10 protein-coding genes are annotated in these 14,347 nt (G+C 70.3%); 7 read left to right on the top strand and 3 right to left on the bottom strand.

Translation table 11 applies throughout. The features are described 5' to 3' along the window. Window positions 1–18 precede the first annotated feature (18 nt). From yidD to rpmH, 3 genes are all read right to left on the bottom strand, one after another. Window positions 19–333 (bottom strand): membrane protein insertion efficiency factor YidD, encoded by a 315-nt coding sequence (gene yidD / locus HNR10_RS15500; protein ID WP_179824270.1) that lies wholly within the window; start codon window positions 331–333, stop codon window positions 19–21. Between the two features lie 8 nt (window positions 334–341). Continuing rightward, window positions 342–830 carry a ribonuclease P protein component gene (gene rnpA, locus HNR10_RS15505; protein WP_179824272.1) on the bottom strand — a complete coding sequence of 163 codons (489 nt, stop codon included), beginning with the start codon at window positions 828–830 and terminating at the stop codon, window positions 342–344. Between the two features lie 100 nt (window positions 831–930). Beyond that, window positions 931–1,074: a 50S ribosomal protein L34 gene (gene rpmH, locus HNR10_RS15510; protein WP_028647916.1), complete on the bottom strand. Its 144-nt coding sequence runs from the start codon at window positions 1,072–1,074 to the stop codon at window positions 931–933. A 654-nt stretch (window positions 1,075–1,728) separates the two neighbouring features. Here rpmH and dnaA point away from each other — a divergent pair. The 7 genes from dnaA to gyrA all read left to right on the top strand — a co-directional run bounded on the left by dnaA (window position 1,729) and on the right by gyrA (window position 14,084). Continuing rightward, on the top strand, window positions 1,729–3,717 hold the full coding sequence (gene dnaA, locus HNR10_RS15515) for a chromosomal replication initiator protein DnaA (protein WP_246407209.1): 1,989 nt from the start codon (window positions 1,729–1,731) through the stop codon (window positions 3,715–3,717). Between the two features lie 1,084 nt (window positions 3,718–4,801). Continuing rightward, entirely contained in the window at window positions 4,802–5,941 is a 1,140-nt protein-coding gene (gene dnaN, locus HNR10_RS15520; protein ID WP_179824276.1) for a DNA polymerase III subunit beta, read from the top strand. 105 nt (window positions 5,942–6,046) lie between these two features. Then, on the top strand, window positions 6,047–6,952 hold the full coding sequence (gene gnd, locus HNR10_RS15525) for a phosphogluconate dehydrogenase (NAD(+)-dependent, decarboxylating) (protein ID WP_179824278.1): 906 nt from the start codon (window positions 6,047–6,049) through the stop codon (window positions 6,950–6,952). Window positions 6,953–7,236: 284 nt separating this feature from the next. Further along, window positions 7,237–8,373 carry a DNA replication/repair protein RecF gene (gene recF, locus HNR10_RS15530; protein ID WP_179824280.1) on the top strand — a complete coding sequence of 379 codons (1,137 nt, stop codon included), beginning with the start codon at window positions 7,237–7,239 and terminating at the stop codon, window positions 8,371–8,373. Window positions 8,374–8,500: 127 nt separating this feature from the next. After that, window positions 8,501–9,031, top strand: coding sequence for a DUF721 domain-containing protein (locus HNR10_RS15535; RefSeq protein WP_376769793.1), 531 nt, complete (start codon window positions 8,501–8,503; stop codon window positions 9,029–9,031). A gap of 469 nt (window positions 9,032–9,500) precedes the next feature. Continuing rightward, window positions 9,501–11,438: a DNA topoisomerase (ATP-hydrolyzing) subunit B gene (gyrB, locus tag HNR10_RS15540; protein WP_179824282.1), complete on the top strand. Its 1,938-nt coding sequence runs from the start codon at window positions 9,501–9,503 to the stop codon at window positions 11,436–11,438. Between the two features lie 63 nt (window positions 11,439–11,501). Beyond that, entirely contained in the window at window positions 11,502–14,084 is a 2,583-nt protein-coding gene (gyrA, locus tag HNR10_RS15545; RefSeq protein WP_179824284.1) for a DNA gyrase subunit A, read from the top strand. Window positions 14,085–14,347: the final 263 nt, after the last annotated feature.

Raw genomic sequence — 14,347 nt, forward strand, 5'->3', positions numbered from 1 at the left:
CTATTTGCTTCGGTTCAGCTACTGGTCCCCGGGAGCGGTTCCGGTGTGGCCGGTACCGCCCGCCGACTCCTCGGTCTCCCGGTCCGCGCGCCCCTTGGGCGGCGGAACCGGGTCGAGTCCCCCGGGATGGAAGGGGTGACAGCGGGCGATGCGGCGGATTCCCAGCCACAGCCCGCGTGCGGCTCCGTGCACACGCAGAGCCTCGACGGCGTACGCGCTGCACGAAGGGTAGAAACGGCAGACCGGGGGGAAGAGCGGACTGATGAAGCGTTGGTAGCCCCGAATGGGCAGAATCAGCACCCGCGCGAACGCCGTCGGTCTGTGCTCGGTCATCGGCTCGCCTACCGTTCCCCGTCCCTGTCGGGACGGCGGTCCACCACTGTCTCGCTGCTCGACGCACCGGCGCCCCGGACGCGGTGGGCGTCACGTCCACCGCGGTCCCGGCGAGCGTCGCGGCCCCGCCGGCCGTCACGACCGCGCCGGGGCCGGGTGGCCGCGGCGAGCGCGCTCTCGATCTGCGCGGCCAGCTCGGACTGCCGCGCGGTGGCGGCGGAGGGCTTGGCACGTACTACCAGCAGGCTACCGTCAGGCAGCGCGCCGACCTGAGACCGCATCACGTGCCGCAGACGGCGCTGCACCCTCTTGCGCACCACGGCGACGCCGACGGACTTGCCGACGACGAAGCCGACGCGGGGCGGATCCGGGTCCACCGCGTCGGCCGGGGGCGCGAGATAGACGAGGCCGATGGCGTCGCGGGAGGCACGGCGGCCCGAGCGCATGACGGTGGAGAACTCCGAGCCGCGGCGCATGCGGTTCCTCGGCGACAGCATCGGTACTCCCTCCGGCGTCGGCTCCCACGTGTCACACGAAAAAGGGACCGGCCGGCGAGAAGGCCGGACCGGTCCCTGAGGTCTTGGTACTGCGCGTGGCCTAGTGGCTCACGGTCAGCGCGGAGCGCCCCTTACGGCGCCGCGAGGCGATGATGGCGCGACCGGCGCGCGTACGCATGCGCAGCCGGAAGCCGTGGACCTTCGCGCGACGCCGGTTGTTCGGCTGGTACGTACGCTTGCTCACTACAGGCTCCAGGGGCGTGTCAGGAAAGTACTACGACAGACCCCCAGGATAAGCGGGGCCTCAGAGTGCATGTGCCGTGGCCGCGCCGTCATGCGGACATGGGCGCTGGCAGATCATCGGCATAAGCATAAAGAAGATACGACGGGACGCGGGTGAGGTCAAATCGGCCCACGTCACCCGCCCCGCCGACCGCGGGGCGGTCGTGCCCCGGCGCCCGCGGGGAGCGGTTTTCCACAGCAGGACGGCCCCTGTGGCCTGTGGATGACCACAACCTGTGGATAACCTGACGACGACGGCCGCGCGAGCGCCCTCTCTACGGCTCTACACAGGCTTTGAACAGCGGTTTGTGGATAACTCTGCGCCCTGGGAGCAGGTCTGCCATCCTGTGGATAAACCTGTGCACAACGTGTGGACAACGGCCGATACCTGTGGACACCGGCCTGACGGCGCCAAGTTATCCACAGGCTCGTGGGACCCTGGAACCCCGCCTGTGCACAGCTTCACTGCCCCGGCACCCCTGTGGAGAGAGGACAATGGAGAGCTCACCCCCATGCGCGACGACACAGGTCCCCTCCGCCCGCTCCGAACAGACCCGCACCGAAGGGACGACAACCGTGGCAGGTCACCTTGGCTGACGCACAGGTCAACCTCGCAATGGTCTGGTCCAGTGTGCTGGACGGGATCGACAACGACGCCCTTCCCGCGCATCAGCGCGCCTGGCTCCCGCAGACCCGTCCTCTGGGGCTGATCGAGGACACCGCGCTCATCGCGGCGCCCAACGAGTTCACCAAGAAGGTGCTGGAGACCCGCCTGTACCCGGTGATCAGCCGGGCCCTGTCGGCCCACCTGGGCCGGGACATCCGCGTGGCGGTGACCGTCGACCCGACCGCCGTGCAGACGCCGCCGCCCACGCCCGTACCCCCGGCCGCCCCGTTCGCCGCAGCCGAGGACCACGGCCGTCCGCGCGGCTACGAGCCGCCCGCGCCCCAGGGACAGCACGCGCGCCCGGAGTCCGAGCCCTACCGTCCGGCTCCGCAGCAGCCCCTGCCCCAGGAGCAGGTCCGCCACGAACAGGGCTACCAGGACCAGGCCGGCCGGCAGCCGCACCAGGAGCAGGACGCCTCCCCCTTCCCGCAGGCCCCGGCCGGGTACCCGGACCAGGCCCACGCGCCCGGTCCCTCCCACGCCGCCCCGGCCGAGCGCGACGGCAGCGACCTGCTGGGGCCGGCCCGCGACGACGCCTCCCGCCCCGCGGAGGCACGTCCGCCGGAGTACTCCGGCTACGGGGACCCGCAGGCGCCCGGTCCGTGGGCCGCGACCGGCCCCACGGCGCCTCCCGCCGCGCCCGAACCGCACTCCTGGGACCAGCCGCGCGCCGCCTGGCAGCAGGAGAGCTGGGGCGGGGCCGACTGGGACCGGCCCAACCGGTGGGAGACCCCGCGCCACGACCCCGCGCCGAGTGCCGAGGAGCACCCGGCGGAGGAGCCCGCGCCCGCCCCGGCGCCCGCGCCTCCGGAGGAGGCGCACCGGAACGAGGGCGGACCGCCCAGAACCGAGGCCGCCGAGCCGCCCCCCACTCCCCCGGGCCGCTCGCCCGAGATCCCGCCCGGGGAGCACGCGCGCCTCAACCCCAAGTACACGTTCGACACCTTCGTCATCGGCTCCAGCAACCGCTTCGCCCACGCGGCGTCGGTCGCGGCGGCCGAGGCGCCGGCCAAGGCCTACAACCCGCTGTTCATCCACGGCGGTTCCGGGCTGGGCAAGACCCACCTCCTGCACGCCATCGGGCACTACACGCACCGCCTCTACGAGGGCTCGCGGGTGCGCTACGTCAGCTCCGAGGAGTTCACCAACGAGTTCATCAACTCGATCCGGGACGGCAAGGCGGACGGCTTCCGCCGCCGCTACCGGGACATCGACGTCCTCCTGGTGGACGACATCCAGTTCCTCGAGAACAAGGAGCAGACGCAGGAGGAGTTCTTCCACACCTTCAACACCCTCCACAACTCCGACAAGCAGATCGTCATCTCCAGCGACCGGCCGCCCAAGCAGCTGACGACGCTGGAGGACCGGATGCGCAGCCGGTTCGAGTGGGGCCTGCTGACCGACGTCCAGCCGCCAGAGCTGGAGACGCGGATCGCGATCCTGCGCAAGAAGGCCGCGCAGGAGGGCCTGGCGGCACCCCCGGAGGTCCTGGAGTTCATCGCCAGCAAGATCTCCACCAACATCCGCGAGCTGGAGGGCGCGCTCATCCGCGTGACCGCGTTCGCCAGCCTCAACCGCCAGTCGGTGGACCTGGACCTGACCGGACAGGTCCTGCGCGACCTGGTCCCCAGCACCGAGGTCCCCGAGATCACGGCTGGGTCGATCATGTCCCAGACGGCCGCGTACTTCGGTCTGAGCGTCGAGGACCTGTGCGGGACCTCCCGGTCGCGCGTGCTGGTGACCGCCCGCCAGATCGCCATGTACCTCTGCCGGGAGCTCACCGACCTCTCCCTGCCCAAGATCGGGCAGCAGTTCGGCGGCCGGGACCACACGACCGTGATGCACGCCGACCGCAAGGTGCGCGCCCTCATGGCCGAGCGCCGGTCCATCTACAACCAGGTGCACGAGCTCACCAGCCGCATCAAGGACCAGCCCTAGGCGCGTGTCCGCGGAACAGGCCCCGGGCGCCGGGACGGGCCCGGTGGGAGGCACGGGGGCGGTCCACACGCTGTGGACCGCCCCGAGTCGTGTCCGGAGAGTTATCCACAGGTTCTGGGGACAACCGGCACGGACGCGGCGGTTCCGGTACGTGCCGGGACGACTCCTCCCGGCGCCGCGCGCGGCCGCGGCCGCCCTCCTCCCACCTCCCGCGACGCCGTCGAGCCGCCCCCTCGGGCCGCGCTGTTGCCCTGCCCACATCCCGGCGCCGCGCGTCGGCCACCGCCCTCACCTGCGGCGTCGTACACACGTCGAACACGCGCCTGTGGACAAAGCTGTGCACAGCCTCTTTGCCCCGGTTCGCGTGCTCTGCGCGGGGCCGCCGAAAAAAGTTTCCAGGTTTCTTGGCCGAGTTATCCACAGGAAGGGCGCGAATTCTGTGGATAAGCATGTGGACAACCTGTGGACAACGGCTCCGAAGTTGTGGGTAACCCGGTCGCTTCTGTGGACGGACGGGTGGACGTCCGGAGCGCTCGAACCGGTGCGCCTGTGGAGAACCTGGGGAAAACCTGTGGACGCGGCTGTGGACGGAGTGTGGACAAGCTGTGGGCCCCTCTCACCGTCCACAGGGACCCGGAGTTACGCACAGGGTCGTCCACAGGCTCTGTGGATAAAAATTCCGGTGTTGACCTGGTAAAACGATGGTTATCCACACTATCCACAGCCCCTACTACTACGACGCACCTTCATTAGCCCAGATGTGGCTTCTCAACCGCTCCGCGGAAAAACTGTGGACAAAGCGATGAGTCGGCAGCGACGGCGGCGCCCTCCCGAGATGTCAGCGGCAGCGGAGGAATCCGGGTAACGTGTGGTCTCGCCCCTGTCCTGCGCCGCCCGATCGGAGCGGTGACCCCAACGGGATCCGAGGGCCCTCCCCGGTGGCACCGAACGGAGTCCGCACACACCCTGTGGACGACGCCCGCCCGCCGACGACCGGAGACCTCGGACCACCCCTTCAGACACCACGAGCTGCAACGTTGAGGCTGCGACCGGTCCGCCGGTCGTGCGGAAAGTGAGTCGGAAAGTGAAGTTCCGGGTCGAACGCGACGTACTGGCCGACGCAGTCGCCTGGACCGCGCGCACACTCCCGACGCGCCCCTCGGTCCCGGTGCTCGTCGGCGTCCTGCTCGACGCAGGAGAGTTCGACGGTCGGCAGCAGGTCCGCCTGGCCGGTTTCGACTACGAGGTCTCCACCCAGGCCGCGGTCGACGTCGAGGTGGACGAGCCGGGCCAGGTCCTGGTCCCCGGCAAGCTGCTGGCCGAGATCACGCGCAACCTTCCTCCACAGGTCGTGGAGGTCGCCACCGACGGGCCCAAGGTCGTCGTCAGCTGCGGCAGCGCCAAGTTCACGCTCACGACCATGCCGGTCGAGGACTACCCCACGCTCCCGGAGATGCCCGGGGTGAGCGGGACGGTCGGCAGTGACGCCTTCGCCGCCGCGGTCAGCCAGGTGGCCGTCGCCGCAGGCCGCGACGACACCCTGCCGATGCTCACCGGCGTCCGGGTCGAGATCGAGGGCGAGACCATCACCCTCGCCTCCACCGACCGCTACCGCCTGGCCGTGCGCGAGCTGACCTGGAAGCCGGAGAACCCCGAGCTCTCCGCGGTCGCGCTGGTCCCGGCCAAGACGCTCCACGACACCGCCAAGTCCCTCACCTCGGGTGCCGAGGTCTCCGTCGCGCTCTCCAGCGGCGACGGCGGCGAGGGCATGATCGGCTTCGAGGGCGGCGGCCGCCGCACCACCACGCGCCTGCTGGACGGGGAGTTCCCAAAGTACCGGGCGCTGCTGCCGGACAGCTTCAACACTGTCGCCGAGGTCAGCCGCTCCGAGTTCGTCGAGGCGGTCAAGCGTGTCTCGCTGGTCGCCGAGCGCAACACCCCGCTGCGGCTGGCGTTCTCCCAGGGCCGCCTGGTCCTGGAAGCCGGTACCGGCGAGGACGCCCAGGCCGTCGAGGTCCTGGAGGCCGACCTGGACGGTGAGGACATCCAGATCGCGTTCAACTCCGGGTTTCTGCTGGACGGGCTCGGCGCCATCGGCACCGACGTGGCCCGCCTGCACTTCACCACCTCGACCAAGCCCGCGATCCTCACGGGCAAGCCGGCCGAGGAGGGCGCGCCCGCCCAGTACCGCTACCTCATCATGCCGGTGCGCCTGTCCGGCTGATCCGGGACGGGTTCGATTGACTGACGTCTGCCGCCGCCGGCCCGAGGACACCGCCCGGGCCGATCGGCGTCCACATGTCCACAGGTGGCGAAGGGGAGCGAAGACATGCAACTCGGAATGATCGGGCTCGGGAAGATGGGCGGCAACATGGCCGCCCGGCTCCGGGAGAAGGGCCACGACGTCGTCGGCTTCGACGTCATGTCGCCGGAGCGCGACGTCGACACGCTCCAGGACCTGGTGTCGCGGCTGGCCGCGCCCCGCGTCGTGTGGGTCATGGTCCCCTCGGGCGACCCCACGGTCACCACCATCAACGAGCTGCGCGACCTGCTCCAGGAGGGCGACCTCGTCATCGAGGGCGGCAACTCCCACTACGTGGACGACCGCACGCGCGCCGACGACCTCGCGGCCAAGGGCATCGGCTACCTCGATGTCGGCGTCAGCGGTGGTGTCTGGGGCCGCCAGAACGGCTACGGCATCATGGTCGGCGGCCACAAGGAGGACGTCGAGCGCGCCCGTCCGGTCTTCGACTCCCTGACCCCCGACGAGGGCGGCGGCTTCGTGCACGCCGGAGCGGTCGGTGCCGGGCATTTCGTGAAGATGGTCCACAACGGCATCGAGTACGGCATGATGCAGTCCTTCGCCGAGGGCTTCGAGCTCATGACCGCCTCCGGCATCGTGGACGACGTCCCGGGCACCTTCGAGAGCTGGCGCGAGGGCACGGTCGTGCGCTCCTGGCTGCTCGACCTGCTGAGCCGGGCCCTGGAGGAGGACCCCGACCTCTCCGAGCTGCGCGGCTACGCGCAGGACTCCGGTGAGGGCCGCTGGACCGTCCAGGCCGCCGTGGACCACGCCGTGCCGGCCCCGGCGATCACCGCCGCGCTCTTCGCCCGCTTCGCCTCCCGGCAGGACGACAGCCCCGCGATGAAGGTCGTCGCCGCCCTGCGCAACCAGTTCGGCGGCCACGCGGTCACCAAGTCCGACCCGGACCCGCGCACGCCCTCCCGCGACTAGGACCGACTCCGAGGCGCTCGTCTCGGCGGGGCCGTGGCCGGAGGTTCGGCCGCCGACCCCCGCCTTCGCGCGGGCGCCCGTACGGGGGTTCGTCTTTCAACCCGCCCAAGCCGCAGGGGGGTTGGGTTGGGCGCCGCCAGGGCTCTGGAGAGGTCGTAGGTGGGTTCGTGAGGAACGAGCGAACACACCGAAGCGCCTCACTGTGCTTGCTTCAACCCCATTCCTGGCCACCCGGGCGCCCGACCAAGCGAGCGGAGCGAGCCAGAGCCACTGAGGAGGGCCGGATGTACGTCTCCCACCTGCAACTGGCCGACTTCCGGTCCTATACCTCCGCGCTGGTGGAGATGGGGCCGGGCGTCAGCGTCTTCGTCGGCGCCAACGGCCAGGGCAAGACCAACCTCGTCGAGGCGGTCGGCTACGTCGCCGCGCTGAGCAGCCACCGCGTCTCCTCGGACACCCCGCTGGTACGCCAGGGCGCGCCGCGGGCGATCATCCGGGCCAAGGTGGTGCGCGACGAGCGCTCGATGGTCGTGGACCTGGAACTCAACCCCGGCCGGGCCAACCGCGCCCGCCTCAACCAGTCGCCCGTCGGCCGCCCGCGCGAGGTGCTGGGCGTGCTCCGTACCGTGTTGTTCGCCCCGGAGGACCTGGCCCTGGTCAAGGGCGATCCCGGTGAGCGGCGCCGCTTCCTGGACGACCTGCTCGTGGCGCGGGCGCCGCGGATGGCGGGGGTGCGCTCCGACTACGACCGGGTGCTCAAGCAGCGCAACGCGCTGCTGAAGTCGGCCTCCGCGCAGTTCTTCAGACGCGGCGGGCGCGAACCGGACCTGAGCACCCTGGAGGTGTGGGACGACCACCTGGCGCAGACGGGGGCCGAACTGCTCGCCGCCCGCCTGGACCTGGTCGCCGCGCTGCGCCCGCTGGTCGCCCAGGCCTACGCAGGGCTGACCGACTCCGGCGGCCCCGCCGTCCCCACCTATCGCTCCTCGGCGGTGGAGGAGGGCACAGAACTCCCCGCCGACCGTCCACAGCTTGTGGACACGCTGCGCGCGGCCATGGCCGGGGCGCGGGAACGCGAACTCCAGCGCGGGGTGAGCCTGGTCGGCCCGCACCGCGACGAACTGCTGCTCAGCCTCGGCGACCTGCCGGCGAAGGGGTACGCGAGCCAGGGCGAGTCGTGGTCCTACGCGCTGTCGCTCAAGCTGGCCGCCTTCGAGCTGCTGCGGGCCGACGGCGACGACCCCGTCCTCATCCTCGACGACGTGTTCGCCGAACTGGACAGCGAGCGGCGCCGCCGACTGGCCGAGCGGGTCCGCGACGCCGAGCAGGTGCTGGTGACCGCGGCGGTGGCGGACGACATCCCCCAGGAACTCGACGGCGCGCGGTTCGGCGTGCGCGAGGGGAGTGTCGAGAGTGAGTGAGGCCCGTCCACAGCCTGTGGATCCACGGTCGGCGCAGGCGTCGTTCGGCCCCGGCCCGGGTCCGGGCGTCGGCCGGGTCCGTCCACAGCCTGTGGACGGACCCGCGCCCGGCCCGTCCCCGGACGCGGTGCGGCCCGGTCGCGCCGGGGCGGCCGAACCGGCCCCGCCCGCTCCTGCTCCCGGGTCCCCCTCCCCCGCGGCCGCCGACGCCCCCGGCGCGCCCGCGACCCCCGCCGCCTCCGGCGCCGACCTCGCTCGGCAGGCCCTGGCGCGCGCCCGGGCCGAGGCACGCGAGCGCGGCGCGGTGCCCCGCGGCGCCCCGCGCTCCCGGCGGCGTGGCCGGTTCCGGTCACGCAACGAGCCCCAGCTCTTCGGCGACGCGGTGCGCACGTGGCTGATCGAGCACGGCTGGCAGGAGCAGGTCGCCATCGGCGGGGTGTTCGGCCGGTGGGCGGACATCGTGGGCGCGTTCAACGCCGAGCACCTCCGCCCGGAGAGTTTTTCGGACGGAGAACTCGTCGTCGTAGCCGATTCACCGACGATGGCCGCCCACGCACGCGCGATGGTGCGCGATCTCATGCGCCGCCTCAACGAGGAGCTGGGCGAGGGGACGGTCGTCGCGATCAAGGTCAAGGGACCCGGCTCCCGGCGTCGATAACCGACCAAATATGCCCGTCCGTGTACTTCCGTCCTGCTTGTGGCCATGGTTTCCGCAGGTGAGCGGGGGTACAGGGGTGACCGATCCCCCGGCCTCCGGCGACCGTTTCCCTCGTCCGGCCCGGTCCGGGGGACGGCAGAGGGGGCTCAACGCCACTGAACCGCGCCGGGACTTGCTCGAGGGGCGTCCCGCGTGTAGGGACTCGACTCCCGCCCTGAACGTTCGATCTGGAGCGGCACAGGGCCGCCAATGCCACTTTGTCGCACCGCGCGGGGTATCATGGGGACGGTTCTTCAGACGCCTGTAGCCGGTACCACGCCCCCAGGAGAGGGTGGGCGGACGGCCCGTGCGGCGAGTGGTGATCCCCCAGGTGTGACGGCATGTCGACACCCATGGTCACCGGTCCGCGGGTTGACCGTTGCCGCGCGGCCGCGGTCGGCAGGCGTCCCCAGCAGGAGGGTGTTCCCACTTGGCCTACGACGCTCGATCAATCACGGTCCTGGAGGGGCTTGAGGCAGTACGCAAGCGCCCCGGGATGTATATCGGTTCCACCGGAGAGCGGGGCCTGCACCACCTGGTGTACGAGGTGGTCGACAACTCCGTCGACGAGGCGCTGGCGGGTCACGCCGACGCCATCGAGGTGACCTTGCTGGCCGACGGCGGGGTGCGGGTGGCCGACAACGGCCGCGGTATCCCGATCGACGAGCATCCCGTGGAGAAGCGCCCGGCGGTGGAGGTCGTCCTCACCACGCTGCACGCGGGTGGCAAGTTCGACGGCAAGTCCTACGCGGTCTCCGGTGGTCTGCACGGTGTCGGCGTCTCCGTCGTCAACGCCCTGTCCACGGCCCTGGACGTGGAGATCCGCAAGGACGGCCACGTCTGGCGCCAGCACTACGAGATGACCGCCCCCACCGGCGAGCTCGTCAAGGGCGAGGCGACCGACGAGACCGGTACCCAGATCACCTTCTGGGCCGACGGGTCGATCTTCGAGACCACGGTCTACACGTTCGAGACCCTCGCGCGCCGGATGCAGGAGATGGCCTTCCTCAACAAGGGGCTGTCCATCACCATCCGCGACGAGCGGCCCGAGCACACCGACGGCGGCCCGACGGTCAACACCTTCCACTACGACGAGGGTCTGGCCGACTACGTCCGGCACATCAACACCAAGAAGGAGCCGGCCCACGCCTCGATCATCTCGTTCGAGGAGGACGGCGACGGCATCTCGGCCGAGATCGCCATGCAGTGGAACCAGTCGTACACCTCGTCGGTGCACACCTTCGCCAACACCATCAACACGGCGGAGGGCGGTACGCACGAGGAGGGCTTCCGCTCCGCGCTCACCACGCTGGTCAACCGCTACGCCCGGGACCAGAAGCTGCTGCGCGAGAAGGAGGAGAACCTCACCGGTGACGACATCCGCGAGGGCCTGACCGCGATCATCTCGATCAAGCTGGCCGACCCGCAGTTCGAGGGCCAGACCAAGACCAAGCTGGGCAACACCGAGGCCAAGTCCTTCGTCCAGAAGGTCACCAACGAGCACCTGCGCGACTGGTTCGAGCGCAACCCGGGCGAGGCCAAGGACATCGTGTCCAAGGCCAGCCAGGCGGCCCGCGCCCGCGTCGCCGCGCGCCAGGCCCGCGACCTCACCCGCCGCAAGACCCTCCTGGAGTCCACCTCCCTCCCCGGCAAGCTGTCCGACTGCCAGTCGACCAACCCGGAGGAGTGCGAGGTCTACATCGTCGAGGGTGACTCGGCGGGCGGTTCGGCCAAGGGCGGGCGCAACCCCCACAACCAGGCCATCCTGCCGATCCGCGGCAAGATCCTGAACGTCGAGAAGTCGCGCATCGACCGCATCCTCAAGAACAACGAGGTCCAGGCGATCATCACCGCCCTGGGCACCGGTATCCACGAGGAGTTCGACGCCGACAAGCTGCGGTACCACAAGGTCATCCTCATGGCCGACGCCGACGTCGACGGCCAGCACATCCGGACCCTGCTGCTCACGCTGCTGTTCCGCTTCATGAAGCCGCTGGTGGAGGCCGGGAACGTCTACCTGGCCGCCCCGCCGCTGTACAAGATCAAGTGGGACCAGAAGGGCAGCGACGCCGACTACGCCTTCTCCGACGCCGAGCGCGACCGCCTCATCGAGGCCGGGATCGCCGCGGGCAAGCGCGACCCGCGCCCGCGTGACATGGTGCAGCGGTTCAAGGGTCTGGGCGAGATGAACGCCAACGAGCTGTGGGACACCACGATGGACCCCGACCGGCGCGTCCTGCTCCAGGTGAGCCTGGAGGACGCGGCCCAGGCCGACGACATGTTCAGCGTGCTCATGGGAGAGGACGTCGAGTCGCGGCGCTCCTTCATCCAGCGCAACGCCAAGGACGTCCGTTTCCTGGACATCTAGTCCCGTACCGCAGGCAGGCCCGGTGGCCCCGGGCAGTGAACTACTGAGAAGGGATCGACATCCGTGACGGATGCGAACAACCCGGACGTCCCTGAGGGTACGGAGTCCGCAGCGGAGACGCCGGCCCGTGTGACCGACCGGATCGAACCCGTCGACATCCAGGTCGAGATGCAGCGCAGCTATCTCGACTACGCGATGTCCGTCATCGTCGGCCGTGCCCTCCCCGACGTCCGCGACGGGCTCAAGCCCGTCCACCAGCGCGTCCTGTACGCGATGTACGACGGCGGCTACCGCCCCGACCGCGGGTACTTCAAGTGCGCCCGCGTCGTCGGCGACGTGATGGGCAACTACCACCCGCACGGTGACAGCGCCATCTACGACACCCTCGTCCGCCTGGCGCAGTCCTGGTCGATGCGGATGCCGCTGGTGGACCCCAACGGCAACTTCGGGTCGCCGGGCAACGACCCCGCCGCCGCCATGCGCTACACCGAGTGCAAGCTCGCGCCGCTGGCGATGGAGATGCTCCGGGACATCGACAAGGAGACCGTCGACTTCCGGCCCAACTACGACGGCCGCTCCTCCGAGCCCGTCGTGCTCCCGGCCCGCTTCCCGAACCTGCTGGTCAACGGCTCGTCGGGCATCGCGGTCGGTATGGCCACGAACATCCCGCCGCACAACCTGCGCGAGGTCGCCGAGGGCGTCTACTGGTACCTGGACAACCCGGAGACCGAGGACGAGCAGCTCCTCGACGAGCTCATGGCCCGGATCAAGGGCCCGGACTTCCCCACCCGCGGCCTGATCGTGGGCAAGCGCGGGATCGAGGAGGCCTACCGGACCGGGCGCGGCTCCATCACCATGCGTGCCGTGGTCGAGGTGGAGGAGGACAGCCGGGGCCGCCAGATCCTGGTCGTCACCGAGCTGCCCTACCAGGTCAACCCGGACAACCTCGCCGAGAAGATCGCCGACCTGGTCAAGGACGGCAAGATCACCGGCATCGCCGACGTCCGGGACGAGAGCAGCGGCCGCACCGGCCAGCGCCTGGTGATCGTGCTCAAGCGCGACGCCGTGGCCAAGGTGGTGCTGAACAACCTCTACAAGCACACCCAGCTCCAGGACACCTTCGGCGCGAACATGCTCGCGCTGGTGGACGGCGTGCCGCGGACCCTGCGCCTGGACCAGATGATCCGGCACTGGGTCAAGCACCAGGTCGAGGTCATCGTCCGGCGCACCCAGTACCTGCTGCGCAAGGCCGAGGAGCGGGCGCACATCCTGCGCGCGCTGCTCAAGGCCATGGACCGGATCGAGGAGGTCATCAGCCTCATCCGGGCCAGCGCCTCCGCCGACGAGGCGCGCACCGGCCTGATGGGTCTGCTGGACATCGACGACATCCAGGCGCGGGCCATCCTCGACATGCAGCTGCGCAAGCTGGCGGCCCTGGAGCGCAACGCGCTGACCGCCGAGTACGACGAGCTCATGGCGCAGATCGCCGACTACAACGACATCCTCTCCTCGGACGTGCGCCAGCGCTCCATCATCCGCGCGGAGCTGGGCGAGATCGTCGAGAAGTACGGCGACGAGCGCCGCACGCACATCATCCCGTTCGAGGGTGACATGCGGATGGAGGACTTCATCGCCGAGGAGGACGTGGTCGTCACGATCTCCCGCGGCGGTTACGCCAAGCGCACCCGGATCGACAACTACCGGGCGCAGAAGCGCGGCGGCAAGGGCGTGCGCGGCGCGCAGCTCAAGCAGGACGACATCGTCCAGCACTTCTTCGTCACCACCACCCACCACTGGATCCTGTGCTTCACGAACCAGGGCCGGGTGTACCGGACGAAGGCCTACGAGCTGCCGGAGGCAGCCAGGGACGCGCGCGGCCAGCACGTGGCCAACCTGCTGCCGTTCCAGCCGGGCGAGGAGATCGCGCAGATCATGGCCCTGCGCGACTACGAGGCCGCGCCGTACATGGTGCTCGCCACGCGTGAGGGCCTGGTGAAGAAGTCGCGGCTGGAGGACTTCGACTCCGCGCGCGCGGCCGGCATCATCGCGATCAACCTCCGCGAGGGCGACGAGCTGATCGCCGCGCGGCTGGTGTTCCCCGACGACGACCTGCTGCTGATCTCCAGCGACGCCCAGGCGATCCGCTTCTCCGCCTCGGACGAGTCGCTGCGCCCGATGGGCCGCGCCACCAGCGGTGTGATCGGCATGCGGTTCCTGGAGGGCGACTACCTCCTGAGCATGGACGTCATCCGCCCCGGCGACGGGTCCACGGACGTCCTGGTCGCCACGGAGAACGGATACGCCAAGCGCACCCCCTCCGAGCAGTACCCGGTGCAGAACCGGGGCGGCAAGGGCGTTCTGACGGCCAAGGTGGTGGAGGCCAGGGGCAAGCTGGTCGGCGCGCTGATGGTCGACCCGGAGGTGGACGAGATCTTCGCGATCACGTCAGCCGGCGGGGTCATCCGGACCGGAGCCGACGAGGTCAAGCAGTCGGGCCGCACCACGATGGGCGTCCGCCTGATGAACCTCGACAAGGGCAACAAGATCGTGGCCGTGGCGCGCAACGCCGAGGCCGCGGAAGAGGTGGAGGCCGAGGTGGCCGACACGGGTGACGAGGCAGCCGAGGCGCAGAACTCCGAGGCCTAGACTGCGCGATAAGCCTGGTACGTCCCGTGGGGCACATCGCGGCCCCGCGGGACACCTCTTGCCCCATTCACCGGTCCCAAAGAAAGTCCAGCGGTAACGTTTCTATGTCTGAGAACCAGCGGAACACCACGACGAACGAATCCGACTCGGACGCCCCGGAGACGGCCGCGCCGGAGCCGGGCGCCGTTGACACGGCGGAGCCCGACACCGACACGGCGGTGGACACGTCCGAGGAGCCGGACGGGTCCGAGGCCGGGGAGCCG

Origin of the sequence: Nocardiopsis aegyptia (assembly GCF_013410755.1) — a bacterium.
In the GTDB taxonomy this organism is placed as follows: domain Bacteria; phylum Actinomycetota; class Actinomycetes; order Streptosporangiales; family Streptosporangiaceae; genus Nocardiopsis; species Nocardiopsis aegyptia.

Excerpts from the sequence above, each read along its gene's own strand:
- rnpA (WP_179824272.1), bottom strand. The coding sequence starts at position 830 with ATGCTGTCGCCGAGGAACCGCATGCGCCGCGGCTCGGAGTTCTCCACC.
- dnaA (WP_246407209.1), top strand. The coding sequence starts at position 1,729 with ATGGTCTGGTCCAGTGTGCTGGACGGGATCGACAACGACGCCCTTCCC.
- yidD (WP_179824270.1), bottom strand. The coding sequence starts at position 333 with ATGACCGAGCACAGACCGACGGCGTTCGCGCGGGTGCTGATTCTGCCC.
- recF (WP_179824280.1), top strand. The coding sequence starts at position 7,237 with ATGTACGTCTCCCACCTGCAACTGGCCGACTTCCGGTCCTATACCTCC.
- gnd (WP_179824278.1), top strand. The coding sequence starts at position 6,047 with ATGCAACTCGGAATGATCGGGCTCGGGAAGATGGGCGGCAACATGGCC.